Source organism: Gorillibacterium timonense, assembly GCF_001457415.1.
Classification (GTDB): Bacteria; Bacillota; Bacilli; order Paenibacillales; family NBRC-103111; genus Gorillibacterium; species Gorillibacterium timonense.
In genome coordinates, this window is the sequence record NZ_LN881722.1 from 641,196 (window position 1) to 667,817 (window position 26,622).

At 56.4% G+C, this 26,622-nt stretch carries 18 protein-coding genes; 11 read left to right on the plus strand and 7 right to left on the minus strand.

Annotated features, from left to right (window positions below):
- Positions 1 to 254: 254 nt before the first annotated feature.
- The 7 genes from BN2684_RS07395 (at position 255) to BN2684_RS07425 (ending at position 13,959) form a co-directional block, all read left to right on the plus strand.
- On the plus strand, positions 255 to 2,051 hold the full coding sequence (locus BN2684_RS07395) for a vWA domain-containing protein (RefSeq protein ID WP_058301498.1): 1,797 nt from the start codon (positions 255 to 257) through the stop codon (positions 2,049 to 2,051).
- A gap of 45 nt (positions 2,052 to 2,096) precedes the next feature.
- Positions 2,097 to 5,486 (plus strand): tubulin-like doman-containing protein, encoded by a 3,390-nt coding sequence (locus tag BN2684_RS07400; RefSeq protein ID WP_058301499.1) that lies wholly within the window; start codon positions 2,097 to 2,099, stop codon positions 5,484 to 5,486.
- 99 nt (positions 5,487 to 5,585) lie between these two features.
- The gene (locus tag BN2684_RS07405) at positions 5,586 to 7,928 is read left to right on the plus strand and encodes a hypothetical protein (protein ID WP_058301500.1); all 2,343 of its coding nucleotides are present in this window, start codon (positions 5,586 to 5,588) and stop codon (positions 7,926 to 7,928) included.
- Positions 7,929 to 9,200 (plus strand): vWA domain-containing protein, encoded by a 1,272-nt coding sequence (locus BN2684_RS07410; protein WP_058301501.1) that lies wholly within the window; start codon positions 7,929 to 7,931, stop codon positions 9,198 to 9,200.
- Positions 9,201 to 9,205: 5 nt separating this feature from the next.
- Positions 9,206 to 9,907: a hypothetical protein gene (locus tag BN2684_RS07415; protein WP_058301502.1), complete on the plus strand. Its 702-nt coding sequence runs from the start codon at positions 9,206 to 9,208 to the stop codon at positions 9,905 to 9,907.
- A 54-nt stretch (positions 9,908 to 9,961) separates the two neighbouring features.
- The gene (locus BN2684_RS07420) at positions 9,962 to 11,227 is read left to right on the plus strand and encodes a TRAFAC clade GTPase domain-containing protein (protein ID WP_058301503.1); all 1,266 of its coding nucleotides are present in this window, start codon (positions 9,962 to 9,964) and stop codon (positions 11,225 to 11,227) included.
- A complete protein-coding gene (locus tag BN2684_RS07425) occupies positions 11,224 to 13,959 on the plus strand; it encodes a GAP1-N2 domain-containing protein (RefSeq protein WP_058301504.1) in 2,736 nt (911 codons plus the stop codon). The genes BN2684_RS07420 and BN2684_RS07425 overlap by 4 nt, the downstream gene beginning before the upstream one ends.
- A 167-nt stretch (positions 13,960 to 14,126) precedes the next feature.
- Here the strand turns inward: BN2684_RS07425 and BN2684_RS07430 are convergent, their stop codons facing one another.
- The 7 genes from BN2684_RS07430 to BN2684_RS07460 all read right to left on the minus strand — a co-directional run bounded on the left by BN2684_RS07430 (position 14,127) and on the right by BN2684_RS07460 (position 20,980).
- Positions 14,127 to 14,669, minus strand: coding sequence for a GNAT family N-acetyltransferase (locus BN2684_RS07430; RefSeq protein WP_058301505.1), 543 nt, complete (start codon positions 14,667 to 14,669; stop codon positions 14,127 to 14,129).
- 182 nt (positions 14,670 to 14,851) lie between these two features.
- Entirely contained in the window at positions 14,852 to 15,133 is a 282-nt protein-coding gene (locus BN2684_RS07435) for a zinc ribbon domain-containing protein (RefSeq protein WP_082651813.1), read from the minus strand.
- Positions 15,134 to 15,354: 221 nt separating this feature from the next.
- Positions 15,355 to 16,284, minus strand: a complete 930-nt coding sequence (locus BN2684_RS07440; protein WP_058301507.1) for a helix-turn-helix transcriptional regulator — start codon at positions 16,282 to 16,284, stop codon at positions 15,355 to 15,357.
- A gap of 70 nt (positions 16,285 to 16,354) precedes the next feature.
- A complete protein-coding gene (locus tag BN2684_RS07445; RefSeq protein ID WP_058301508.1) occupies positions 16,355 to 17,530 on the minus strand; it encodes a two-component system sensor histidine kinase NtrB in 1,176 nt (391 codons plus the stop codon).
- A gap of 170 nt (positions 17,531 to 17,700) precedes the next feature.
- Positions 17,701 to 18,714, minus strand: coding sequence for a siroheme decarboxylase subunit beta (gene ahbB / locus BN2684_RS07450; RefSeq protein WP_058301509.1), 1,014 nt, complete (start codon positions 18,712 to 18,714; stop codon positions 17,701 to 17,703).
- The gene (locus BN2684_RS07455; RefSeq protein ID WP_082651816.1) at positions 18,711 to 19,781 is read right to left on the minus strand and encodes a radical SAM/SPASM domain-containing protein; all 1,071 of its coding nucleotides are present in this window, start codon (positions 19,779 to 19,781) and stop codon (positions 18,711 to 18,713) included. The genes ahbB and BN2684_RS07455 overlap by 4 nt, the downstream gene beginning before the upstream one ends.
- Positions 19,775 to 20,980, minus strand: coding sequence for a radical SAM/SPASM domain-containing protein (locus BN2684_RS07460; protein ID WP_058301510.1), 1,206 nt, complete (start codon positions 20,978 to 20,980; stop codon positions 19,775 to 19,777). The genes BN2684_RS07455 and BN2684_RS07460 overlap by 7 nt, the downstream gene beginning before the upstream one ends.
- A gap of 407 nt (positions 20,981 to 21,387) precedes the next feature.
- Here BN2684_RS07460 and glgP point away from each other — a divergent pair, with 407 nt between their 5' ends.
- From glgP to BN2684_RS07480, 4 genes are all read left to right on the plus strand, one after another.
- Positions 21,388 to 23,001 (plus strand): alpha-glucan family phosphorylase, encoded by a 1,614-nt coding sequence (gene glgP / locus BN2684_RS07465; protein WP_058301511.1) that lies wholly within the window; start codon positions 21,388 to 21,390, stop codon positions 22,999 to 23,001.
- A gap of 112 nt (positions 23,002 to 23,113) precedes the next feature.
- A complete protein-coding gene (locus tag BN2684_RS07470) occupies positions 23,114 to 24,070 on the plus strand; it encodes an AAA family ATPase (RefSeq protein ID WP_058301512.1) in 957 nt (318 codons plus the stop codon).
- A gap of 11 nt (positions 24,071 to 24,081) precedes the next feature.
- Positions 24,082 to 25,197: a DUF58 domain-containing protein gene (locus tag BN2684_RS07475; RefSeq protein ID WP_058301513.1), complete on the plus strand. Its 1,116-nt coding sequence runs from the start codon at positions 24,082 to 24,084 to the stop codon at positions 25,195 to 25,197.
- A complete protein-coding gene (locus tag BN2684_RS07480; protein ID WP_058301514.1) occupies positions 25,187 to 26,596 on the plus strand; it encodes a DUF4129 domain-containing protein in 1,410 nt (469 codons plus the stop codon). Before BN2684_RS07475 ends, BN2684_RS07480 begins: the two co-directional genes overlap by 11 nt.
- The last annotated feature ends 26 nt before the right edge of the window (positions 26,597 to 26,622 follow it).

Genomic DNA, 26,622 nt, shown 5'->3' on the forward strand with positions numbered 1-26,622 from the left:
GAGATGTAACCAGAATGCCTTGACTGACGAACGAATGCGTTCGCATACGGCAGAGAAACCAGCGATCAAGGAAGCTTGCAGGTGATTGACCTTGTAGGCTCATTTTACTATCAGCCAGGGTCCTTGAACAAGGCTCGAACATCGTCATGAATCAGTAAGGGCATCCTGAGCCTCACCCTTGATGCCAATCCGCAAAGGATTATCGTTGACGACATGCGAGTCTGACAGGCCCAAGTACCGGAGGAGTTACCCAAGTGAAGATCAAAAATAGACTCATTGCTTTCCTCGCCGTTATCAGCTTGACGTTCGCTTTCATCCTGAATCCCTTCACCGCTTCCACCGCTCGGGCTGCCGATACGGATGAGAAGCTGGACGTCGTGCTCGCCGTTGATGTCAGCAATTCGATGGCCGAGAGCGATCGGAATAAGGTTGCGAACGAAGCGATGAAGATGTTCATCGACATGACCTCCGTCCAAGGCGACAAGATCGGTGTTCTCGCCTATACGGACCAGATCGTCCGGGAGAAGGCGCTGCTTCAGGTGAACAGCGCTCAGGATAAGCAAGACTTGAAGGATTTCGTCGACCAGCTTTCCCGCGGAGCATACACCGATATAGCGGTTGGGGTCAAGGAATCTGTGAAGATTCTTGAAGCCGGTATGACGCCGGGACATCGTCCGATGATCGTTCTGCTTGCCGACGGCAACAATTCGTTGAACAAGGGCCGCTCTCAGGCAGAATCCGATAAGGAGTTAGCCGATGCCGTAGAGCAGGCTCGCCAAAAGGGCATTCACGTCTATACCATCGGGCTGAACGCGGATGGCAAGCTGAACAAAACGGTGCTGGAGAAGATTGCAACGGACACCGGAGGCAAAGCTTTCGTAACGGATACAGCCGAGACTTTGCCGCAGATTCTGAGTGAGATCTTCGCGAGCGAGCTGCGGCTTAAGGTCGTTCCTCTCACGAATCTGACGGGAAACGGCTCCTATCAGGATGTCACGGTTTCCATACCCAACAACAACGTGCTGGAAGCGAACATTTCCATCGTATCGAACAAAGCGGTGGATGTGAAGCTCTTTGATCCGGCTGGTAAGAGCGTCCCTGTGCCGAGCGACGGGGTGATCTATTCCCGCTCCAGCTCTTACTCGCTGATGAAGCTGACCAAGCCAGCGGAGGGCGATTGGAAGCTTCAAGTGAAGGGAGCCGACCGCGACAAGATCGACATCAGTCTCGTCTTTAACTATGACATTCGCGTTGTCATGGAGCCCTTGACCCAAACGAGCTACAAAGCGGGAGATCGCCTCAAGATTAAGGCGCATCTGGAATCCGGCGGCGATCCGCTCACGGATGCCGGGCTTCTCGGAGCGGCGAAAGCCACCCTCGTAGCGACTGACCTGGATCTCAAGAAGGAGCTCACCAGCCCGCTTGCACTCACAGGAACCGACTTCACCGGTGAGTGGGCTCTTCCAGAGAATCACCGGTATGAAGTGCGGGTCCGGGTAGAGGATTCCGGCTATGTCCGCGACAGCGATAAGGTGACCGTGGATGCGGCCAAGGGAACGGTGAGCGCTTCCCCCACTCCAACCGCATCAGCTCCCCCAGCGGCACAGCCGGAAAAGGAGAAGAAACCATTTCCCTGGACAGCCGTACTTCTTGGTGGGCTCCTCACTCTCCTGGTCATCGCGGGCGCGATCGTCCTATTCACCCGCCACAAGAAAGCCAACCGCGGCTTTTTCGGCCAGATGGTGGTGGAGATCCGGGATGAGAATACCGGGGAGCGGCTCAGCCCGCAATACCGCAAGCTGAACGCCTTCAAGGGCCGGATTCGCCTGCATCAGCTGCTCCAGCTGGCTCCGGAATACGCCGAGACCGACAAAATCTATTTCGAGCCGGGCAAAGGGGATGCGCTCTTGCTCTTCAACCGCTCCGGCTGCCTGATCGAACGCTCCGGGCGTGCGGTGGATGCAAGCAAGGGAATCGAGCTTCGCAAAAATGACCGAATCAAAATCACGCTTCAAAACGTCAATAAATCGATCCAGCTTGAGTACATTTAAGCAGAGGCGCTCCGAACAAGCGCTCTGGCAGGAGGCAGAAAACCAATGAAAGCTTTGGTCCGCGAACATATCCAGCAGCTTGATGTATCGCTTGGCGGAGGCATCGTCTCCGAGAAGATCCGAGTGGACACCATCGACAACCCGATGCTCGTCATCGGGCTCGGCGGCACGGGCATCGACGCCCTGCTCCGCTTGAAGTACCAGATCAACCGGCGTTTCCGGCTTCCGAACGACCCGCTCTCCAAGAAGAAGCGGGAGAAGCCGGACAATATCGAATACATCGGCTTTGAGACGAACGAAGGCGAGCTTCAGAAGAAATACAAGGGCATCGGCCTAGACCCGCTCACCGAGTTCGTCCTTCTCTCGAACGCCGAGATCGGAAGCCTGCTGCAAAACCGCAGTGTGCTGGAGCCGTACATAACGGAATGGCTCTCTCCCGAGATCATTGTTACGGACGGGGTCGGCGGGGCTTCCGGCAACCGCCAGACCGGCCGTCTTCTGCTGTTCACGAAGATCGTGCAGGTGGTCCAGACGATCGAGAAGAAGATCAAGACGCTGACAGAGGGCACAAACAAGAAGCTGATGGTGTTCCTGCTCACGGGTCTTAGCGGCGGTACGGGCAGCGGCGGCTTCCTCGACATCGCCTACATCGTCCGCGGCCTCATGGAGCGGGAGTATGCCGATGCAGGCGTCGACAAGGTGAGCCTGCTCGGTTATCTGTTCATGCCGGACGTGAACCTGTCCAACAAAAGCCTCACGGACCACACCCGCGAGTACATCAAGAAGAACGGTTACGCCGCCTTGAAGGAACTCGACTACTGGATGAACGCTGATGAACGCGGGGAGCGCTTCAAGCAGCGCTACGGGAATATCCTCAGCGTGAATTCCCCCCTGCCGCCCTTCAATCTCGCCCATCTCATCTCGGCGACGAACCTCGACGGCCGCCTCTTAGAGAACGCTTATGACTATTGTATGAACGTGACCGCCGAGAACATCACCAACTTCATGGCGATGGAAGAGAAGCAATCCGGCGAAGAATTCGCCATCCACGACTACATTAGCAACATCCGCAGCAACATCAATCAGATGTCGAAGCCCTATGCGGCTAACTATCAATACAACATCATCGGAGCTTCCTCGGCGGTGCTGCCGATCGAGGAAATGACGACTTACCTCGCCTATCGCTTGTTCCGCAAGATGGAAACGATGTTCCAGGTGTCTCCTTCTCGCGAGGATGTCGAGAAGATGGCGCACAAGCTGGGCATGGACCTGGACGCGGTGCACCGGGAATTCCTCAAGCGGGTACCGGAACCGATTCCTGGCTATCAGAACAGCGAGCGGCTCAGCTACGCGAACTTGATCAAGCTGCAGGCCGTGAGCATGGATACGGAGCTGGAGCAGCAGTTCTTGACCCGTGCCCGCGAAGAATACATCAAGGCTCGCCGCCAACTGCCCGGGGAGCTGATCGAACGCTTCACCGAGGAGATCCGGCGCGTCTTCCTGAATCCCGAGCAGGGGCCGTTCTACGCGAACCGGTTGATCTATACCAATAAAGGAGCGAGCCTTCTTGAGCTCATCCGCTCCTATATCGAGAGCCTGCGGGAATCGCTCTATCGCATTCCCCAGGATATCGAGGCGGCGAAGGCGGCATCCGAGCAGAAGCTCGGGGATGCTCGGGACGCTTTTATCTCCAAGGAGAAGAAAAAGGATCTCTACATCGATGCCAAAATTCAGGAATATGAGCTTTACTCCGACCGCGAGCGGATGGAGCAGATGGTCGATTTTTACGAGGATCTGTACCGGACGCTGAATGATCAGAACTCGCGAATTTATTCCGTCTTTACGGAGCTGCTCAACGCCCTGAATGTCATCTTCGAGAAGAACGGCAACATTCTCGCCAAGGGCGAGGAGAATGTCGACCACAAGGGCAATCGCACTTACTACTGGAACATTGTTGGCGTACCGGATGTAGAGCGGGTCATTAACGGCATCATGGATGAGAAAAACGTCCAAGACCTCATTCGCGATTTCACGGCGGAGCTGCTGAACAAATCGGCGAGCTGGATCAAGGATACGGAGGTCGATGTGGTCGGGTCCATCTCGGAATTCATGACCGATCAATTCGGTGACCTGATCACGAAATCGATGGAGGACTTCCTGCTGATCAAATACGGCAAAGACGAGTCCATTGAAAGCATCATGGAAAAGATCATCGCCAAACGATTGAACGAAGAAGCGGTTCCGGTGTTCCACCTGAGCAACAGCTCGGGCAGCTTTCATTTCCCGTCCTACGGCTTTGTCTCGGTACCGGTCAAGGCTCCGAATATCTACAAGGGCATCAAAAACTTCGAGGCCCATTCCGTCGGCAATTCCCGCTTTACCGTCAAGGAAAGCGAAGTGAAGAACCGCATCTTCTGGCTGAACACGAAAAACGGGGTGCCGCTCTTCTCCTACGCGCCGCTCAAGAGCTACGAGGAAAGCTACGAGAAGACAATCTTGCTTCCAGAAGGAACGGGACGTCATCTGGTCCAGACCGATAAGATCAATTGGGTGAACCTGCCGTCTCCGATTCCGGAAAAGTCGTGGGGCGATACTTATGAGAACGGACGGGTCCAAAAGCACAATGCAGCCATCCGTACCCTATTCGAGGAAGCCGAGCGCCGCAGGATCATCCGTGAGAAATCGATCGAATCCAATACCTCCAACCGGTATGAGTGCATCCTAACGGAGCCGTACGATTCGGCGGCGTTTCTGGCCCGCTTCGACATGCAGCTCACCGGCGGCAAGCCGAACCTGGGCGAAGTGAAGAAGGCAGCGGCTGAATTAAAGAGCTTGGTGGACCAAGGCTTGAAGCAGACGGCAAGCCGGGAGATCTTCGGCAGTGTGAGCCGCGAGGTGGCGATGGAGAACCTCATCCGCTACCCAGGGCTCTATGAAGAGGTGCGCCGGGAAATCGCCAAGTATGAACGAATCGAGACGGAAATCGACCAGTTGAATGCCGTGATCGGCGCTCATCAGGACGAGGAAAAATGGTTGAATCTCTTTGTGGAGGCCCTGTACACAGGTACCATCGTGAAGAAAGGCGCCCAATTCGTCTATGACCACGACGCGGAGGAAGAAGCCTGGGAACCGTTCGTCAACCTGCTTCGGGTCAATAAGTTCGTCGATTACGCCATCTATGAGAAAGTGCGGTCTCTCGATGCGAAGAAGGTTGCCCTCCTGGAACGCAAGGCGGCAAAGCGCAGCGAGAAGCTGACCTCCGCAGCCGATGTGGAGCAGTTGATTACGTCGCTGGAAGTCATGGCGGCCGGTTATCAGGAAGCGAAGGAAACCCTCGATTTCGACCGAGCCGAGCTGGTGAACGGGGAAGAGATGTACCGCTTCTACCGGCAGGTTGCCGGGAAAGTGAACGACATTTGGAAGACGATCAAGTAAGCCGCACCCGCGGCCGACAAGAACGGCCGGGCTGCCAAGGTCCCGGCCTTGCCGGTTTCCGCGGCGGTCCCGGCTTGCTCCCGGAGGATGCATAAGCCGATGCGCGAACGTATACAGGCATTTCTATACGAGTATGACAACGAGACCGACCACGCAGCGGATGAGGCAGACGAGCAGCGCAGCCTCTACCATCCCCTCGTTTTCCTGTGCATTGGAGACCAGGCGGGTGAAGCGCTTCGCGCGGTTCACCGCCGGATGAAGCGCAAGTGCGTGAATAGCTCCGCCATCGTCTATCTGCATCTCTATGAAAACGAGCCGGTGGAGGGCTTGGATGAAGTTCTCTCCCTTTCTATCGGGCAAGGGGAAGCGGATCGCAAGTCGGTGCGGCCTGAACTCCACCGCAGGTTCCGGGAAGACAAGGAGACGCTGGCGGAGCTCAATCGGTTAATCCGTCGAGCCGGAACGCGGCTTGCCGAGAACGGGCTGCAGTTCGGCAGCTTCGGGCGGCTGAGCCTCGCCGTGATCACCCGAGCGGACGATCCTGCCAATGCACTTCTGCCGGAAGCGGTGCTGCTGACCCGCGGCATACTGGGCGAATCCTTCAAGCATATCCAAATGGATCTGTTCACTCTGCTGAAGGAAGGGGAGGCGGGAGATGACTTTGCTTATTCGTCTTCGCTCGGACTCAGCTTTCTCAAGGAGCTGGACAGCTTTCAGCTGCGGAGCTTCCGTCTGAACGAGCCGCTTCTGCTGACTCAGGACGGCTTCTCCTTGTCCCTGGAGCACGGCCCTTCACCGCTGTTTGATCTGGTTTACCTGCTCTCCGACAAGGATGAAGCGGGGCTCCTTGCACCGGATGGCCTCGAGCGGGCTTACCGCGCCATCGCGAGCCTGAGCCTGCTCAAAAACCGGCGGACCGTTCACGAGTTCGACCGGGAGAGCGGGCTCTACAACAACCTGCAATACAAGCAGAGCATCATGAACCCGGCCGTACCGGAGAATGTATATTCCTCCGCAGGCTATGCGGAGGTAAGGAGACCGAATGCAGCGATTGCGGCGACGGTTCTCCAGCAGTTCTTCCGGTCCTTCACGGCCAGGCTGGAAGAAGCCGGGAGGATTCCTCCCGACGAATCCGCCGAGCTGTTCGGACTTGACGCTTCTTCGGTGGCCCGGCTGACGCTCAGCCTGCTTCCGCCCGAATCGGCGCTTGAGGAGCTGAATGCCCTGCTGTCCCGCAGCGCGAAGCTTGCCGACCTGCAGAGGCTGAACCTCCGCGAAGCGCTTGAGGAGCTGTATGGAGGCATCGACGCTGCCTTCTTCAAAACCCATTTTGAAGCGGCGGCTCGCGATGCCCTGGAGGCTCTTCCCCTCGCGGAGGAAACCGCGCGGCGGTTGAGCGAAGGACTCAAGCCGCCTTACAGCTTCTATTCCGTCTACCACTGGACGCGGCCGCGAACGGAGACGGGGCTGTTCGAAGAGATTCACCGCCAGCAGACCGAGACGAGACGGCAGCTCACTGTTGCTCGGGAAGAGCTTCAGGCGGTGCTGGACGATCGGGCCGACAAGCTTCCGGCCGGAGGGATGCTGGCAGGTGCCCGCCTGCGCAAATTCCGCCGAGCGCTCCTCGAAGCGATCTATCCGCTGCGGTATCAAATCCTCGCTCTGGAGACGAGACAGCTTCTTCTGGACAAATGGGAGGAGGTGCTAGCCCTGCTTCACCGGAGCTCTTCCCGGCAGGTGGAACAGCTTGGCGAGCTCTCAGCGGTTCTGGACCAGGCGGTAAAAGAGCACACGGGGAGCTACGGAGATTACCTCAGCCGCAACCTCCCGGAGTATTACGGCTTGCAGACCAAGCGGATCACCGAGAGCCTGGTCGCGCGACGTGGTCCCGATTTTTATTTCGACGGTCGTTTTTTTGGAGATGTCACGCGGCTATTGGAGAAAGGGACCTCCGAGCTCCTAGAGCGCTTGATTGCCGTCTGTCGAAACGAAGTCTTCACGGATGCCGTATTCCGTCAATCGTTTGAGGAAGAGCTGCTGGAACGGGCGAATGTGACCGTCCGGTTCGAGGAGCAGAACCTGATCCTGCCGAAGGAGGAGCTGTTCCGCGATCTCTATGAGCGATTGGAGAGCGGGGCTACGATCCGTATAGCGTTGTTTCACTATACGCAGAAGCACCGCTATGAGGAGAAATACTTCTTTGGCGATTACGAGAGCGAGTTCATCCGATATTCCTTTGGTCTTGACCGGGGCAGCCGGACCTACCAGCTCGGTTGCGTTCACGAGAAGAAGACGAGCGGCATCGACAAGCTGAACATCATGGGCGGCTTCCGGCTCGCCGATGCCCTGTATGTCCGCAATGCAGAGAAATATTACAGCACCTATGTTCAAAACGGCTTCCGCTTTCATCCTGAAGGGCGGGAGACGATAGGGGGATTTTGAATGGTTCGGCGTAAATTCAGCTTGATGTTGTTTCTGTTCAGCTTGATCGGGGGAGCGATCGGCTTCGCGGGAGGAGAGCTCCTGCTTGCCCGATTTGGTTCCGAGTGGCCGAATGTATGGCTCATGGCGCTTTATTTCGGCGTTCTCGGCCTCGCCACGGTGTTTTTCTGCCTGCTCGCCGAAACCGTCTCTCCGGAGATCGCCGGGCAAGGCTGGAGGCTCCGGCATTCCGGTACCGGCTGGAAGCTGCTCGTTCCCGCGGCGTTTATCATCCTGTTCTCCGCCGGAGCGATCTTCCAGTTTCTCTACGGCTTCGGGCTCGGGAAGCAGGAGCCGGCGCAGGATATCGTACTCGTCATCGACAAATCCGAAAGCATGCTGCAAACCGATCCGAAACGCGAGAGCGTAGAGGCGGCGCAGAAGCTCATCCGCCGTATGGACTCCCATAAGCAGGTGGCGGTGATTCTGTTCAATGAACAGCCCGAGCTGCTTCAGCCCTTGTCTCCCTTGAGAGACGCGGCCGACCGGGATGCGGTGGCCGACCGCCTGGATAGCTACCGTGCCGCCGGACAGACCGATATCGCGAAAGCGCTGGATCTCGCAGTCGAACAGCTCGATTCGCGGACGAATCCGCGCAAGAGCATGGTCATCCTCATCTCGGACGGATACAGCGACGTGAATCTGGCGAATGCAACGGGACCTTATAGCGCAAAGGGGATTGCCATTCATACCGTCGGCATGAACAATACCAATACCGATGCGACGAAGCTGCTTAAAGAGCTGGCTGAGCGGACGGGCGGCAGTTATCACGGGATCGGAAGCGCGGGTGAGCTGTCCGGCGTCTTTACAAAGATCTATGATTTGAACCGCGGCTGGCATTTGATGGGCGAACGCTCCGAGAATGGCGGCGACAGTCTCTATTATCGGTTCCTGCGCGTACTGCTGTTTGCGGGAATCGGAGCATTCATGGGCCTTGCGCTAGGCATTGTCTTCGACAACCGTCACCTGGCCAAGAGCTTTACCCTTGGCGGCGCCATCGCCGGCATTCTGGCAGGCACGGTTGTGGAGTTTTGGATGGGGATGGGGATTGCTCCAGGATTCGGTCGGTTTCTGGCTGACCTCATCCTGGCTGCTGTACTGGCCTTATCACCGCTCCTCATTCCGGTGAAGACGTCCGGTTCTCTCGGAAGCGCGGCTTCGATGAATCGACCGGGACGAGGTCCAGCCGATGATTATGGCCGTGCGAGCAGCGGCAGCTTTGACAGAAGGTGATGCAGATGAAGGATTGGGAATGGATCACGGAAGTTCCGCAGGAACGCAGAATAACAGGAGCGGCATGCCGTGTCCAGGACCGGGAGGGCGTGCTCACCTGGAACTGGCCGGCGGGTCTGCCCTTTGTCTATTTGCTTGGATTCGTTCCGGGAGAAGGCTCCGAGGCTTCGACTTGGGAACTGCTATCAACTGGCGGGTCTTCGGACGGAGCGTCGTTCGGGACGTATCCCCCGCGCGAACGGCTAAAGCTGTATACCCGCGAAGAGTATAAGGCAAACGGCGGTTATCGGAAGCACCTCGACCGATACGGCTCCTATGCCTATCGCATCTACCCCGGAGAACGTCGGGATGGAGTGATTCAAGTATACGCCCAGCAGGATGACGGGAATTCCACTATGTTCAGCATGGGGAAGGCCAAGATCCACTGTACCGTCAAATACAAAGCCAACTGGTTTTCCAAAGGAAAGGTCGCTCGCATGACCGTGACGCCGGAGGTGTTTGTCCCGAAGGAAGCGCTCTGCTACGTCAAGAAAACGGGAGCGATGCCGCAGAGTGTTCAGGATGGAACGGCATATCCACTTTTGTCCGATCTGCAGCCCGGTCCGAATGCGCTGCCGGACATCGAAATCGGCAAGGACGATTTCATCAAGCTCTTTTTTACAGACGGTAAAGTGTACGGAGAAGCGTTTGATTTGATTCACAGCTGAACGGCTGAACGGCTGAACTGAGGTTCGCCAAGTACCGCAAAAGGAGGTCTATCCATGCTGAAAGCGCTGAGGGGCTTGTTCCAGAGAACTCCGGTCAAGGTCAAGCCGCCTTTTTACGATATCGTCTGCCCTTATTGCTTCAGCAAGTTTCAACCGGAAGACGTGCTGTTCCGGGCCACCCACGACAAGGAAGGCGATCCCGAATACCGGCTTCAGGAGGATGAAGAGCTGGACCGTTACCGCGCTAAGTTCAATCTCGACTCAGCCGGTGACATCGAGGCGGTCATCTCCCCCGCATCCGTTCCGGAGGAGAACAGGACCTATGTCGATCACGTCCTGGTCGGAATCATCGACAAGCATGGCGAATCGACTCGCAAACGGATTTGCCCCCGCTGTCACAACGAGCTTCCGATCTCAGCCGGGAAGGTGCCGAGCAACATCATTTCGATCATCGGAGCCACGTCGGTAGGCAAATCCGTCTACATGACCTCCCTGATTCATACCCTGCAGCAGGTGACGGCAGCGAACTTCGGAGCGGCTTGCATCCCGATGAACGCCGACATCAGCCGTCGCTTCCGTACGTATTACGAGGAGCCGATCTTCGAGCAGGGCCGGATGCTGGGAGCTACTCAGAAGATTGAGAAGATGGAGCCGTTCATCTTCAACTTTGTGTTCAAGGATGAGAATTTGCCGCCGCTTACTCTCGTATTCTTCGATGTGGCGGGAGAAGGGATGACCGACCGGAATTATCTGGACATCTATGCGGCGCATATCCAGAATTCCTCTGGCATTCTCTTCATGGTCGATCCTCTGCAGATTCGGACCATCCGCGACCGGCTGCTGATCGGTCTAGGGGAAGGAAGCGGAGATCTGGCAAGCCGGCACGCGGAGCCGCGCGATGTCATCATCACCCTCTTCGAAAACTTCATCGGCCACAATGAGAAGTCCAAGACGGATATCCCGACCGCCATCGTCCTCACCAAGAGCGACATGCTGCAGCATCTGAAGGAAGAGCACGGAGCATACATTGATACGAACAGCAACGTGTTCCGCAATGTCGTGCACGCGGAGCATTTGGACCTGACGGAGTTCTCCAACATCGATGGGGAAATCCGGCGATTTCTCGAGAAGGTGGACCGTCCTTTCAAGGATGCGGTCGATGTGTATTTCACCAACACCGCGTATTTCGCCGTCTCGGCACTCGGCAGCAATCCGGTGAACAAGCAGATCGAAGGAGTCGTGTCGCCGGTTCGGGTCGATGAACCCTTCGTCTGGCTGCTGCACAAGCTCGATTACATCGAGGGGAGAGATTCCCGATGACGGAGGCGAAGATTCAGCAGCATTATTACACGCGGGGCCGCGAAGGCTTGTTTCAAGGTGGAGAAGGCTTTGACACAGTGGCCAAATCCTCCGGCCTCGAGGCTTCGTTCATCCGGAAGACTCTTCATCCCTATTGCCTCTACATAGCCCCGCAAGAGCTGATTCGGCGAGGGGAACTCGATCCAGCCCGTTATCCGGAATCACTGACCGTGTTCCCGGCGGAGTCGGGCGAGCTTGTGATCGGTCGTGCCGTCTTCAGTGGATCGGATTTTACCGGTCAGCGGGAGGCTGTCTTCATTCATCAGTTTGTTGTTCCGCGCACCCGCGCCGAGGAATTCCTTCAGCACCCGTCCTCGCTTCTGAGGGTGACCGCTTTTCATAACCGTTATGACGAAAGTGAAGGCAAGGACCTTCCTGAGCTTGACCAACTGCCGCATGGGGCAGCGGCATCGGCCGAAGAGAGGGACGCTGTCCTCGTTCGCTTAGGCGTCGGAGACGCCGTCTTCAAGGCGCTCCTCGCCGCGATCTTCACGGCGATTGCTTCGAAGAAAAAGGTCTATGTTGCGCTCGATGCCGACGTCAGCGAAAGTTCCAAGCTCGCCGCGAGCCTGCTGGAGATTCTCTATGTCGGCCTTCCGATCGAGGTGCGCCGCCGCTTCGGGTTTACCACCTATAACAACGAACCGCAAGGCAAGAAGGGCATCGACCTCATGGTTGTGGAAAAAGGCAGCATTCGGCCGGGAGACCGTTCCATGGGGAAGGACATCGTGTTCGACTTCCCGAACGGCCGGTTCCCCGTTCCCGAGCCAGGAACGAAATCAGCTTTCCTCGAGATGGTATGGGAATGGCGGAATGCGCCGAGCGAGCTTGCGGAGTTTTACGATTTCGCGGCCGAAGCGCTGGATGGTTTTCCCGCTGCCGAGCAGATCTCCCTTGCCGCTTATCAGGAGCTGGCTGCCATTTATCGGACAGGCCGGGGGGACTACGAGCGCTATCCACTGGAAAAAGGGGAGATCGCGTCGGGAATCCTCCGCTACCTCAAGGTCGGCGGCCATGACAAGAAGCCGAGGCTAAATGAGCTGCTCCTGGCATTGCTGCGGCAAGAGCAGAGCAACAGCTCCCTTGTGGGAGGAGAGCGGTCACCCTTGCCCCTTGGCGCGCTGGCTGCGTATATGGACTATTATGAGGCCGCTCCTGTAGAGAATAAGGAGGAGATCGTAAGCGCCGTCATCGAGTTCCTGGACGGGCTGGCGGCACAGACGCTGCCTGCGAGCGAAGGAAACGGGAAGGCTGCGACGTCCGGACTTATGGCGGAAGCGAGTGAGGCTCTGCGCAAGCATTCAGAGCTTCAGCGGCTAGTCTACGAACGCACGGGAAGAGACATTCGATATTCGGCTCTGCAGGAAGCATTTCTGACCGATCGGATGAGCCGCGTGAAGACCGTGAAGGAGCTGCAGGAGGAAATCGTCTTCTGGGCCAGTCATTCCTTCGACTCGCTCGGGCTTCCGTACTTCATCGATCAGTTTCGGGACAAGCTCCGCAGGGCGCTGCTGAAGTCAGGCGATCATGCGGTGGCCGGAGAAAGTCTCTTTCGCTTCTGCTCGCAGCTGTACAAGGCTCATTCCAGCCGCAAGGGCTTTGAAGCGTTCTGCGATGCTCTGGAGATTGAAACGGCGCGAGTCGTTCTCGATTCTCTGTCGCTGTCCACAAGCACGTATGCGGAGGTCATGCAGGCCGGTTATATTCTGGCGGAAGACCGGCTCTTAACCGGAGAGGAGCTCACGGAGGAGCAAGCCTCCAAGCTGAGAGTTCTGCGCGGCGTCTATGAGGCTATGGTGAATCTGGGGCCGGTTGCCGCTTTGGGCACGGGGATGAAGTCCGCCCCGGATGGCGATGATCCGCTCGGAGGGAAGGTGCTTCCAGCCGATAAGGCTAGAAGTCATGAGGCGGCCGCATCGCCCCATAAAGAGGAGCGACGCTTTCCGATCGAGGCGTACACCGAAGGGGAAATGGGTCGAATTCAAGAACTGGTGCGCCGGTTTTTGAAGGGTCGGGTGCATCCTCCTCAGTATGGAACCCTTTTGTTTTCCTTCACCGAATGGAGCTTCCGGACCGGTGGTGAAGATCGGCCGGTCTCCTATTTCGATCTGTTGACCTTTATCCATAACGAAACGGAAGGGACCGGGGAGCTCGATAATTTCCTTATCTGGAGCTCGACTCAACCGGCCTTCCGCGACGGCAGCGGAAAAATGCTGAAGCCCGCTTACCGGAATGCTTTGCGCAAGTATTTTACCGAGGTGGATCGGAAAGCGTTGAAGGACCGGAAACGCTATCGCCAATTGACGGACGAAGCTTTGCCGAGGGAATTCCGGAGAGTGATCTCGACAATCCGCGAGGATGGTGGAAATCCGGTTCTGCGTTTCGTGAAGCGCAATGGACGATCGTTGTCCCTTCTCCTGCTTGTCCTCGTTCTCGGAACAACAGCCGTTTTCCTGTTCGGTCGCTCGGGGCGCGGCGGTGACGGTTCTCCGTCTCCGACGCTGCTCCCGTCCCCCTCTCCCGGAGGTTTTTCCGTTTCGCAGAGCCCTGCAAGTTCGATCAGCCCGGACAGCTCGGCTGCTCCGACAGGCTCGGCGAGTCCTGCAGGTTCAGCGAGTCCTGCGGGCTCTGCCAGCCCTTCGGTTTCGGCAAGTCCGTCCGGCAGCCCTGTTTCTGCTTCTCCTAGTCCTTAAGCTAAGTATTCTGAAGGGGGACCCCTCCCGATTGCGAAGGGGCGTATCGGACAACGACTGGCGGCCCGTTCGTCATTGTCGCTAACTAGCAAAGACCTCCAAGCCTGTTACGAGGCGGAGGTCTTTTTGCTTCCAGCGGTTTCTAAGCCATCAATTCCTCCGGATTCTTATTCCTCGGGATTCAGGATCGACAGCACCGTATGATCCTCCCAGCGCCCGTTGATCATGACGTTTTTGCGGGCGATGCCCTCCTGCTCAAAGCCGGCCTTCTCGAGCACGCGGATGGAGCCGAGGTTGCTCGGCTTGGCCTCTGCCCAGATGCGGTGCAGCTTCAGCTCCCGGAAGCCGAAATCCACCAGCAGCCGAGCGGCTTCCGTCATGTACCCATTGCCCTCATAGTCCTTGTCCAGGCTGTATCCCATCATAGCTCGTTGAAAGAATCTTCGCTGTACTTGGAACAGGCTGATGCCGCCGATGAGCTCATCGTTCACTTTCAGGAAGATGCCGAAGTGATACTGTCGATCCTCACGGAAATCCTCCGCACAATGGCGGATCCAGTCCAACTGGAAGTCCTCGGAATAATAGCTTTCGTCGCGCGCGGGCGTAACGGCTTGGAAGTGGTCCTGGTTCTTTACATTGTGTTCGGTCCAGACGGCTGCGTCTTCCTCTTCCAGAGGGCGCAGGTAGATCCGTTCGCCTATCAGCTTCATGGTTGTTCCTCCCGACGGTCCGCAAGGGACCGCTCCCTTCAAATGTCGTATCCTACCATTGTAAGCCGAGCGGCTGCGAGAGACAATCCCCATAGAAAAACGGCGCGATTCGCTATGCGTCTGCCGCGCATTCGAACCACACCGTTATATTTATTCGATCCGCTCTCTTCGATCTGTGGTGCTTACGATAGAGGCGAAGCCGCCCAGCGCTTCAGCTTAGGGAACAATTCCTTCATGGCCGTTCTCGCTGTATTTGCATCTGGATAAGGATTTCCGTTTGACACATGCGGAACGCAGGATTCGATCATTTCGTCCATGGTTTCTTCAGTGGTAAATCCTCCATCTTTAAAGCAGTAACAACAGTATTCTTCATGGAGCATGCCATCCGTTTGGGTGCCGTGATCTTCCGGTTGAGCAAGGGGCATCGCACAGCTTTGGCAAAAGACAAGGGCGGTCATTATCATCTTCACTCTCCTTCAGGGGATGTCTTTATTTTACCTTTGGGAAGTGGACAATAGGTTGTCCACTTCTTTAATGAAAAAGAAGTGGGCAACAGTGTCCACTTCTTTATAGGAAAAAGGAAGTGGACAACAGTGTCCGATTTCAGTGTGAAGCTGAACTTGGACAACAGTGTCCAATTGCTTTATGAAGAACGGCGCCTCCGGTTCTTCTTGTTTCCAGGAGCTTATTGCTCGGCATAGCGCTCAACAATTTTGGCTGCTTCGGCTTGCAATTCCTCCCGTAGGAAGGAGGGGGAGAGGACGAGGAGATCCGATCCGAAGGAAAGCAAAGCGGAGATCACCCAGCGGTCAAGCGGCCAGGTGCATTTGACCTCAATGTCCCCCGAATCCAGAAATTCAAGGGTCTCCCGATGAAACAGATCGTAGACACGGGATATGGACGGGGAGCGAAAACGCAGATGCAGGACGAGAGGCGGCTCCTGCTTGCGGGTCGCTTGCTCCTCCGCTTGCTCCTGCTCATAGGCGAGCATGGAGCCGGTTCGGCGGACAAAAGGCTCGTTCAGCACGGCGAGGGCAATGACCCGCGAAAGCCGGAATGTCCGGTAGCCACCGCGCAGTCGGCACCAGCCCCATAGATACCAACCACTCCCGCGGTAGTGAAGCGTCATCGGCTCGACCCTGCGCACTTCCGGCAAGCCCCCGGCGTTGATGTACGTGAGTTCAAGCAAATGGCGAGCTTCGATGGCATTGCGAAGGACGGCAAATTGTTCATCCTCGTGACGCGGCCCCCAGCCCGACAGATCGACCCGCAGCCATTCATCCTGGGCCTTCGAGCCGAACAAGGCGCTCAGCTTGGCGAGGACTCCCTCGGCTCCGATATCCTGCGTAAACGATAGGTTGGATAGCAGGGTGAGGAGAAGGGCTCTTTCCTTTTCGTCGAGAAGAACGCGCGACAAGGAATAACCCTCCATAAGCCGGATTCCTCCACCCGTCCCTTGTGACGTATAGATCGGAATGCCAGCGATGGACAGGTCTTCCATGTCGCGCCTGATGGTTCGGGTGGAAACTTCAAATTTTTCGGCCAGCTCTCGGGCCGTCGTTTTGTCGTGGGCGAGCAAATGCATCAGGATGCCAAGCTGTCGATTCAACTTCATCGAGAGAGAGCCTCCTTGGATATAAGACGCGCATGACGATCCGGCATAAACCCAGATGTCGGAATTCCAATCAAGTCGCCTCTATAACTTCCCGAGTGCGCAAGGGCAGCCGGATCATGAAACTCGTGCCTTGGCCTTCGGTGCTGGAAACCTCCAGCTTGCCGCCGTGGTCTTGAATGATTTTCAGGGAGATGGAGAGGCCGAGGCCGGTTCCCGTCTGCTTGGTGGTGAAAAAGGGATCGAAGATCTTTTTGAGATCGGCCGGACGGATGCCCTTACCGGTATCGGTGAGAACCACATGAACCCAGCCTTTGCTGTTGTATAGCCGGATGGTGACCTTGCCTGGCTCCGTCATCGCTTCGAGCGCGTTTTTGATCAGATTGACAAAGACTTGGACCATTTTGTCGGCATCCATGTAGACATGGAGATCGGGGGAGTATTCGCTATATTGCAGCTGGTGACGCAGAATACGAGCTTCGGATTCCGTCAGGGAGATGACCTTTTGCAGACACTCGTGCATGGAACTAACCTGGTAGCAGGTGATCCGAGGCTTGGAAAATTCCAAAAACTCGCCGGTCAACTCGGTCATCCGTTCCACTTCGTCCGACAGCAGCTCGTACCACGGCTTGATGTTGTAATTTTGGCTTTTGGACAGCTGCAGGAAGCCTTTGATGGTCGTAAGCGGGTTGCGGATTTCATGCGCCATCCCGGCAGCCAGCTCTCCGATGACCTTCAGCTTTTCCGATTGATAGAAGCTGCTTTCCCGTTCGATCTGCTCGATCAGCTGATTCTTTTCCCGCTCGGTCTTGACGATGTACTGAATGATAAAGACGACGGCTAGCGAGGTTAGAAAATCCGAGACGACCGCCAGATAATTGTATTTGGTGACGTCCATATAAGACAATCGAGCTCCCGTGTACAGAAGCATGGACATGGCGCCGACAAAGATGGCAATAGACACCTTTTTGATGGGATAGAGCACCTTGCTGAGCAGGATGATATAAAGAGAGTAGCACCAGTTCAACTGGGAGACATAATGGAAACTGAATAAAATCAGAAATTGTAGCACAGAAAAGAGCGTAACCTGCTTCGGGAACCGAATGTCCGAGAACATGCTGACGATAAGCAGCAAGCCTAGACTAATGAGCATCGCCTCATTCAGGTCTTTTCCTAATGTGATGGAAGAATACACCACAAAAACCACATAGAGCGGAAACACAACATAGTAGACTATCCGGGAGATCATCGTAGCAACTCCATGTGTAAGATTTTGTAAGCAACCGTGGCCTCCCACTTGATTCGACATTTTTCATGGTAATTCCTTCTTTTCTGTAAAAGGAATCCGAAGCGGGTTGGGACATTCGGTGCGCTTCTGTAGTACCGGGTATTTCTGTTCCATAAGGGGCTATGCGGTGTTTATAGCGAAAAGGAGGTCTTCTTCCATTCCGCCGTGCTGAACAGCAAGTCGTGGGCGATCATCCGCTCCCCCCATACTTGAAGAAAACCGTGGGTTATGGCGCGGACTTGATCCTCGGTGTGCCCGTGAATCATGGCATAGAGATTGTAGGGCCAATCCGGGTAGGCCTTGCGCCGATAACAGTGGCTGACCTCGGAGCGGGCAGCCAATTGCCTGCCCGCTTCAGCCACGCAGCCGGGCGGAAGCTGGCAGACGAGCATCCCACCGGCGGCGAAGCCCGCGTGCCGATGCCGAAGAATCACGCTGATCCGCTTGAGCGCGCCGTATGCGGACAAAGCTTCGAGGCGGATGAGCGCTATCTTTCGGGTGCAGCCGGCTCGTTCGGCCAAACAGCCGTAGGGGTCCCGGCAGAGAGGGAGATCGTGAGCCAAGCGGAGCAGCGTAAGATCGAGAGAGTCAAGCGGTCGATCAGACGGCTCGGCGGAATCCGGTCCGACAGGAATTTCGGCTCCTGGGGAACTTCCTTCCATATCAAGATAGACCCTGAGCTTGTACACTTCCTCGGAAGGGAAATCGTAAACCTGCTTTGCCCGAGAGATCTGAAGGACGCGGTCCATAAAGCGATTCTTATCCGTATCGGAAGAGACAGACAGAGTGAACCACAGGTTCAATCGGCCAGTTCGGCGGTAGTTGTGCGTTACGCCGGGATGAGTATTGATGAGCTGCACTGTCGCTTCGTAACGGTCCTCCGGGACCTCCAGCGCGTGCAGGCCGCTTGTGAATCCGAGCCGTGACGGGTTTAGAACGGCGCCGATCCGGCGGATGTACCCCTGCTCTTGCAGGCGTTCAAGCCGTAACAAGCATTCGCCCGCCGATACCTCGAGTGCTTGCGCAATTGGCTCAAAAGGGTCCTCCACGAGTGGCAGTCCCCGCTGCATGAGATTGAGCAGCCTGCGGTCAAGCGCGTCCATCAAAACCGCAGGGTCGTTCGGAGAACTTGTAGAACCTGTCATCGCTTGTTCTCCTTTGCGGGCCGAGGGGATGGACAGGCTTGCCTCGGTTCTTCCTCTGTTAATGGAGACGTTCCAGTGCGGATTTTGTAGCACCAAGGCTCCTCCGCCATATAATCTCCATTGTGATAGCGGTAAGCGCGAGCTCGGCAGCCGCCGCATAGGCCGATGTCCGAGCATGAGCCGCACGCCCCGCCATAGCCGGAATAATCGCGCAGCTGGTTGAATACCTCGCTGTCCCGCCAGATTTCGTCGAAAGGTGCCTCGCGAACGCTCCCGGCTTTGACCGGGAGATACGGACAGATATGAACCTCGCCGTCCGGAAGGATGCAGCAGTACGATAGGCCGGCCAGGCAGCCGCGGGTATACCGCATCGGAAGCTCCATGTCACGGGCCATCGGCAGAAACTGCGGAGCGCAGGTCGGCTTGATGTCGAGGCGGCTCTTCTTGCCGCGATCGAGGACGGCCCGCAGGACATCGAAATAGCGGAGCTGCCTCAGCATATCGTCTTCGATCGCGGTCCCCCGGCCCGTTGGCACAAGGAAGAATGGATGGAGCGCACGAACATTTAGCTCCTCGGCTAAATCGGCGACGGCGGAGAAATGAGAGGCATTGTCCTCCGATAATGTCATGTTGATCTGAACATCCAGCTCCGCTTCCTGGCAGCGGCGGATGCCTTCGATCGCTTTCTCCCATGCGTCGTACCGATTGCGGAAGTCGTTATGGAAGGAAGGATCGTGGCTGTCCAGACTGATCGCCGCTCCCGCAAGTCCCGCAGCCTTCAGCCGAACCGCCACGTCCTTCGTGATCAGCGTTCCGTTCGAGCCGAGGGCGGTTCGGAGTCCAAGAGAGGATGCGTATGCGATCAGCTCGAATAAGTCTTCCCGCATGAGCGGCTCCCCGCCGCTCAGAATCACGAGGCGGAATCCGGCCTTTCGGATTTCACTTAGAAGCTGCTTGCCCTCTTCCGTCGTCAGCTCCCGGTCTGTCGGTGCATCCGGCCCGGAGCTGCGGTAGCAGTGCTTGCAATAGAGATTGCATACCTTGGTTACGTTCCAGGAGATCAGCATGGACGAGGTACTCCCGCGAACAGCCGGTTATCCGGCCTGATCTCCTCATCGGTGAGGTAGCACGAAGGGTCCTCGCTCCAGAAATCGCCTTCAGCCGTTGCGCGAGCGCGGAAATTACCATTGCACAGGTTGAGCCACCCGCATTCGCCGCACCGACCCTTGAGCAGCGAGCCGCGATTTCGGAGGGAAGCGAGGAGAGGTTCATCAGGATCGGTCCAAATGGCGCTGAATGGGCGTTCGCGTATCGTGCCGAGAGAGCGGTCCCTTGTGAATTGATCCGGGTAGACATGGCCATGCCAATCGACGCAGCCGAAGGCAACGCCCGAGCGGTTGCCTCCGTTGTTTTGCAAGAGAGCGAGAACCGTATCGGCCGTCTCCGGATGATTCTCCTTGATATAGTGATAGAAGAGAATGCTGTCGGCATGATTATCCACGGTGAGGATCTCCGTTCCCACGCCGCGCCTCTGGAAGTCCAGCACAGCCTTGATCAGGCGCAGCACAGCGTCTCTCGCTTCCTGCCGGGTGATATCCTCCTCGCGTAAATGCTGCCCGCGTCCGGTGTAGACCAGGTGATAGAAGCAAGCCCGGGGAATCCGTTCCTCCTCGATGAGGCGAAGGATGGAATCGAGATCCTCATAGGTGTGGCGGCTGAGGGTAAAGCGCAAGCCGACCTTCTGACCAGCGGACAAGCAGTGACGGATTCCGGCAAGAGCTCCGCGGTAGGCGCCAGGTGCTCCCCGGAAACGGTCATTTCCTACCTCGCTTCCGTCCAGGCTGATCCCGACATATCCGGTGCCCGCTCTTTGCAAGCGATGTGCCGTTTCTTCTGTGATCAACGTTCCGTTGCTGGAGACGACGGGCCGGATTCCACGGGCGGCTGCATATTCGATCAAGGTAAAGAGATCCTCCCGCAGGAGGGGCTCTCCGCCGGAAAAAAGCAGGACGGGAACGTGAAAAGCAGCCAGATCGTCGATGAAGGCCAACGCTTCCTCATGGGAGAGTTCATCGGCATCCCCGCTTGCCGTCGCATTGGAATAGCAGTGGAGACAGTTCAGATTGCAGGCCCGGGTAACATTCCAGACGACAACAGGCCCGCGCCCGGAGGACACCCCGTGCTTCGTTTGAGCGGCATGCGGAGAATAACGCAAAGAATCGCCGTCGGCGGAGATTCCCGTTAACAGGCGGGTCAAATTCAACATGAGCCAACCTCCATTTTTCTATAGAACGGATACGTTCAGTATCTCCTTCCTATGGAAAATTACAGCAAATGAAAATGTGATAAAAAATTGAACGAAGAGGGCAGGAGGGTACCGATCAAAAATCGCGTTGTTTCATGGGAAATCGGGTTAATTGCAGCATGGATGATGCAAATAAGTGTATCATTTGCACAAATATTTGCGCAAAACATGGCGAATTAGCCGGAAAAATTGCTTTGATTTGCCTGAAAAGTATAGACCGTTTTTTCAAATAGTGCTATTATGATACCGTAATCGCTTTCATATAATCTTCATGTGCAATCAATAATGCAAACGATTGTCTTGTGGGTAATGCCTATATGCAATGGCAATCGCGGGCAACCACCATTTCGGATCAGGAGGCGTATCGAATGAACGTAAAAGCATGGCCGACCGTCGCATACTTCAGCATGGAATATGGACTTCATTCCGATTTTAAACTGTATGCGGGCGGACTCGGTATTCTCGCAGGCGATTATATCAAGGGGGCCAAGGACATCGGCGCTCCGATTGTCGCGATCGGCATCAAGTGGAAGCAGGGCTATACCGATCAGCGGATCGATGCAGAAGGCAAGCCCTATGACACCTACCATAACTATGTATATGATTTCCTCGAAGATACCGGAGTAAAGGTCACGGTTAAGGTACGCGGCATTCCGGTTGTGTGCAAGGTGTGGAAGACAGAGCAATTCGGCAATAGCCCGCTTTATCTACTGGATACGGACATTCCTGAGAATGGGGATGCTTGGATCACCGGTCAGCTGTACGGCTGGTTCGGAGAAGAACGGATCGCGCAGGAGATCGTACTGGGCATCGGCGGCGTTAAAGCGATGCGCGCTCTGAACATCCCCATCGACGTCTACCATTTCAACGAAGGGCACGCCGCCCTCGCTGCCACCGAGCTGATCCGCGAGAAGATGTTCGACGGCTACACCTTTGAAGAAGCCTGGAAGGCGACGCGGGAAGAAGTGGTCTTCACCACGCATACGCCGATCAAGGAAGGCAATGAAGAGCATCCGCTCGACAAGCTCGAATACATGGGAGCCTTCAACGGGCTAACCCGCGATCAGATGGTCCGCATCGGTGGCGAGCCTTTCAATATGACGGTTGCCGGGCTGCGGTTGTCCCGCATCTCGAACGCTGTAGCTCAGCTTCACGCGGATACGGCGAACAAGATGTGGAAGGAAGTCTCCGGACGATCCGCCATCATCGGCATCACCAACGCCATTCATACGCCTACCTGGGTGGATGAGCGCATGACGCGCGCCTTTGAAGCAGACGGAGATCTTTGGGCAGCCCATACTGAAGTTAAGGGAGAGCTCGTTGACTTTATCGAAAAGCGATCGGGCATCCGTTTGAATCCGGAAAACCTGTTAATCGGCTTCTCCCGCCGGGCGGCTCCCTACAAGCGCAGCGACCTCATCTTCTCCCAGCCGGAGTTGATTGAACCTTACTTGAAGGACGGTAAAATCCAGATCGTCTTCTCCGGCAAGGCACACCCGCTCGACGACACCGGAAAACGGATTGTCAGCAACCTTGTCGCCATGATGAAAAAATATCCGAAGAGCGTGGTCTTCCTGGAAAACTACGACATGACCATCGGAGCGATGCTGACGCGCGGCTCGGACGTTTGGCTGAACAATCCGCGTCGTCCGCTCGAAGCGAGCGGAACCTCCGGCATGAAAGCAGCGATGAACGGGGTGCTGAACTGCTCGATCCTCGACGGCTGGTGGCCGGAGGCGTGTCTGGACGGAGAGAATGGCTGGCAGATCGGAGACGGCTTCGAGACGAAGGACTTTGAACTGCTCGACAAGCATGACAGCGACGCGCTCTATGAAACGCTGCTGAAGCGGGTTGTCCCTACCTACTATGAAAACCGCTCCAAGTGGGTCGAGATGATGAAGAGAAGCATCGCCACGACGCGCGAGCCTTTCGCTACCAAGCGGATGCTGGAGGAATACTTCACCCGGATGTATATCAAGTAATTCCCAAAACAAAACCGCCCTTTGGTACAATGGTGATAGATCATCACCGTTCACGCGAAGGTGCGGTTTTTTATTTCGTGAGAAAATCAAACGGAAACGGAGAGGTTATCCCTTGGAACTTCATGAAATTCGCGGCTTGACGGATCGCATCCGCGATAATGTGGCACAAGTCATTGTCGGCAAGGAAGAGGCCGTCGAGCTTATTCTTATCGCGCTGATCACCGGCGGCCACGTCCTCTTGGAGGATGTGCCCGGTACGGGCAAGACGCTGCTCGCCAAAACGATTGCCCGCTCGCTCGATTGCAGCTTCAAACGCGTGCAGTTCACGCCAGACCTGCTGCCCTCGGATATTAGCGGGATCAACTTCTTCAATCAAAAGAGTGGGGAATTCGAATTTCGCGCCGGTCCGCTGTTCGCCCATATTCTGCTGGCCGATGAAATCAACCGGGCAACTCCGCGCACCCAGTCCAGCCTGCTGGAGGCGATGGAGGAGCGTCAGGTCAGCGTGGATGGAGATACCCGGGCGCTGCCCGACCCGTTCTTGGTCATCGCTACCCAGAATCCGGTGGAAAACCAAGGAACCTTTCCTTTGCCGGAAGCACAGCTAGACCGGTTTCTGCTGAAGCTTGCCATGGGCTACCCGAGCACGGAAGAGGGAGTCGAGCTGCTGATCCGGTTCAAAGAACAGAACCCGCTCGCGTCCGTCCGGCCTGTTGCCGATCGGAGTCAGCTTGTCGCGGCGGGACAGGCCTATTCCCGCGTGCGGGTCAGCGAGGATCTTCTTCGCTACCTCGTGGAGATCGCGGAGAAGACACGCATTCATCCGGAGCTCTCGCTCGGAGTAAGCCCACGCGGAACCCAAGCGCTGCTGCGCTCCGCCCAAGCTCTTGCAGTCATCCGCGGACGGGATTATGTACTGCCGGATGACATCAAAAAACTCGTGAAGCCGGTATTCGCCCATCGGCTTGTGTTCCGCAATCGCATGAACGGACAAGCGGGCGGAGCGGACCGGATTCTTGACCGGATTGTTGCGGATACCGTGGTTCCGGCCGAAACCGGGATTCACTAGAGGCTGCTGCGATGGGGATCAGCTGGTTACTCTTGGCGGCAGGAGCCGTCATCTTCCTGCAAGCGCTTTTATTCCGTAAAAGGGCGCTTAAGCATCTTGCCTATTCCCGGGAATTCAGCCAGTCTCGCTGCTATGCGGGCGAGCAGGTGGAGCTGGTGGAGAACCTCACCAACCGGAAGCTGCTGCCGCTTCCCTGGCTCCGCATGGAGTCGATGATCCCGGCGGGACTTCGGTTCGACAAACAGGTGAACCTGGACATGTCGAGCGGGCAGCTCTACCAGAATCACAAGAGCCTTTTCAGCCTCATGCCGTATACCCGGATTGTCCGCTCTCACAAGATTACCTGTGAAGCGAGAGGATACTACCGGCTGAACAGCGCGACGATGACGGCCGGCGATCTCCTCGGCATGCGCGCGGCGGTTCAACCGGTGGCAGCGCCGACCTCTCTGATCGTTTATCCCCGCTTCATCGCATTGGATGAGGTGGAGATCCGCTCCAACAGCTTCCAGGGGGATGTTACGGTTCGCCGTTGGGTGGTGGACGATCCCTTCCTCGTCAGCGGGGTGCGCGAATACCGCTATGGGGATTCCTTGAACCGCGTGAACTGGAAGGCGACCGCGAGAAGCGGCCGGCTGCAGGTGCATGAGCGGGATTTCACCGCCGATCCGCGGATCGTCATCCTCGTCAATATGGAGGTCAGCGAACACATGTGGGCGGCCGTTACCGACCCGGCGATGATCGAGCGGGCGCTGTCGATTGCGGCCACCCTTACGAACGATGCGATCAGCCGCGGTATTCCGGTCGGCTTCGGAACGAATGGCTGGCTAATCGATGGAGACAAGCAGGCCGTCCATATCGGACCGGACGGTGGAGCGAAGCATCTCACGCTCCTGCTGGAAACGATGGCGAAGCTGGTGGTGGAGCGCTGCGAGCCGATGGATGTCCTGCTGGAGCAGGAGGTCCTTCGCGGTACCGCGCACACGGATTATGTGCTTCTGAGTGCCTATGTGTCGCCGGCCATGCGGGAGTGGATGCGTCAGCTGGAGGCGCAGGGGAACTCGGTGAGCCGCATTCACTTGGAACCAACGCCGCTTACGGAGAAAAGAGGGGAAGAGGATGGGCAGTAAACCGTCTGCGAACGAATGGGGGACCGAAGAACAGGACCAGGGGCAGAACTTGAAGCGGAAACAAGCACCGGCTGCGCTGAAACAGCTTGGAACCGAGATTCTCCTGTTTTTGCCGGTGGTCTTCTTTCTCACCTATGCTTTTCAGGAACGCTTCCTCGCTCTGAACGGGCTGATTCCGGTTCAGGTTGTAACACTTTATGCCGTCTGTGCTTTCGCAGGTTGGATAATTGCTGGACGCCCTGGCTTCTGGAGATCGCTTGTGCAGATTGCCTCCATGCTCGGAATTTCCGCCATCATGGGATGGCTCCTTCTATCCGAGCCATACGCCGCTGGCTTCCTTGCTTTCTACGGCTTTCTCTTTTCATTTCGTGGAAGAAGGCTGTTTTATACGAATGTCCATGAGTATTTCCAACCGCTCGTGGCTGTGGTTGGACTCTTCGGCTACTTTTTGCTGCCGCTGTTCGTTCGGTTTTTGCCGCTGCTGACGGCGGATCGAGCTTTTTTGAACGCTGCGGGAATCGTTTCGCTCGGCATCGTCTTTCTGCAGATCAGCCGCGCCAATCTGCTCTATGCGAATCAGCAACGGGAAGGCGGAGCATGGTCCTCGATGCTCTGGAAGAACCGGATGTGGGCGTTCCTTCTGTTCGGGATTGCCATTGTAGCAGGCTTTATTACCCCGATCAGCCGCGTCATCCGGGAAGGGGCGCGCAACGTTTGGGAACAGCTCGTGCACCTCTATCTGTGGCTTTTGCCTGATGCACCGGCCGAGCTTGCACCCGCGCCCCCTGCTGAGCCTCAGCAGCTTCCGATGCTTCCGGAATCGAATCCACCGCATCCTTTTTGGGCTGTGTTCGAGAAGATCGTCACTTATCTAGCTTTGGCAGCTCTAGCGCTTGCGCTCGTCTATCTCCTCTACCTCGGAGGGAAGAAGTTCCCTGCGGCCCTTGCCAAACTGAAGGCATGGATCGCCCGTTTGTTCGGAGGAGGTTCACCGGAAGAGTCGACCGGATATGTGGATGAGAAGGAGTCGCTTTTGGAGCTCTCCGAGACTCCCCGGCTGCTGCTCACTCGGGTTAAGGATTGGTTCAGCCGGAAGCTGCAGAGGAAAGAAAGCTGGAGCGAGCTCACCGACAATAAGGAGAAGATGAGGTTTCTCTATCGCCTCATGCTCAGGCAAGCCGAAGAGGGCGGATACACCGCCAAGCCGGATATGACTCCGATGGAAGTGGGTCGGGAGCTATCTGGGAAAACGGCAGGGAACGTTCAAGCTGTGAAGCTGACAGAACGGTATAGCGCCGTCCGCTATGGAGAGGTATCGCCTTCCATCGATGAGGTGAACGAAATAGCGCAAGTCATTTTCGAGAAACGATCACGAAACACAGGGAAACCTAACATGTAGATCACATGAATGGGGTAGCTATTTTT

Coding starts and splice junctions, on each gene's coding strand:
- BN2684_RS07400 (WP_058301499.1), top strand. CDS start 2,097: ATGAAAGCTTTGGTCCGCGAACATATCCAGCAGCTTGATGTATCGCTT.
- BN2684_RS07405 (WP_058301500.1), top strand. CDS start 5,586: ATGCGCGAACGTATACAGGCATTTCTATACGAGTATGACAACGAGACC.
- BN2684_RS07410 (WP_058301501.1), top strand. CDS start 7,929: ATGGTTCGGCGTAAATTCAGCTTGATGTTGTTTCTGTTCAGCTTGATC.
- BN2684_RS07415 (WP_058301502.1), top strand. CDS start 9,206: ATGAAGGATTGGGAATGGATCACGGAAGTTCCGCAGGAACGCAGAATA.
- BN2684_RS07420 (WP_058301503.1), top strand. CDS start 9,962: ATGCTGAAAGCGCTGAGGGGCTTGTTCCAGAGAACTCCGGTCAAGGTC.
- BN2684_RS07425 (WP_058301504.1), top strand. CDS start 11,224: ATGACGGAGGCGAAGATTCAGCAGCATTATTACACGCGGGGCCGCGAA.
- BN2684_RS07430 (WP_058301505.1), bottom strand. CDS start 14,669: ATGAAGCTGATAGGCGAACGGATCTACCTGCGCCCTCTGGAAGAGGAA.
- BN2684_RS07435 (WP_082651813.1), bottom strand. CDS start 15,133: ATGATAATGACCGCCCTTGTCTTTTGCCAAAGCTGTGCGATGCCCCTT.
- BN2684_RS07440 (WP_058301507.1), bottom strand. CDS start 16,284: ATGAAGTTGAATCGACAGCTTGGCATCCTGATGCATTTGCTCGCCCAC.
- BN2684_RS07445 (WP_058301508.1), bottom strand. CDS start 17,530: ATGATCTCCCGGATAGTCTACTATGTTGTGTTTCCGCTCTATGTGGTT.
- ahbB (WP_058301509.1), bottom strand. CDS start 18,714: ATGACAGGTTCTACAAGTTCTCCGAACGACCCTGCGGTTTTGATGGAC.
- BN2684_RS07455 (WP_082651816.1), bottom strand. CDS start 19,781: ATGCTGATCTCCTGGAACGTAACCAAGGTATGCAATCTCTATTGCAAG.
- BN2684_RS07460 (WP_058301510.1), bottom strand. CDS start 20,980: ATGTTGAATTTGACCCGCCTGTTAACGGGAATCTCCGCCGACGGCGAT.
- glgP (WP_058301511.1), top strand. CDS start 21,388: ATGAACGTAAAAGCATGGCCGACCGTCGCATACTTCAGCATGGAATAT.
- BN2684_RS07475 (WP_058301513.1), top strand. CDS start 24,082: ATGGGGATCAGCTGGTTACTCTTGGCGGCAGGAGCCGTCATCTTCCTG.
- BN2684_RS07480 (WP_058301514.1), top strand. CDS start 25,187: ATGGGCAGTAAACCGTCTGCGAACGAATGGGGGACCGAAGAACAGGAC.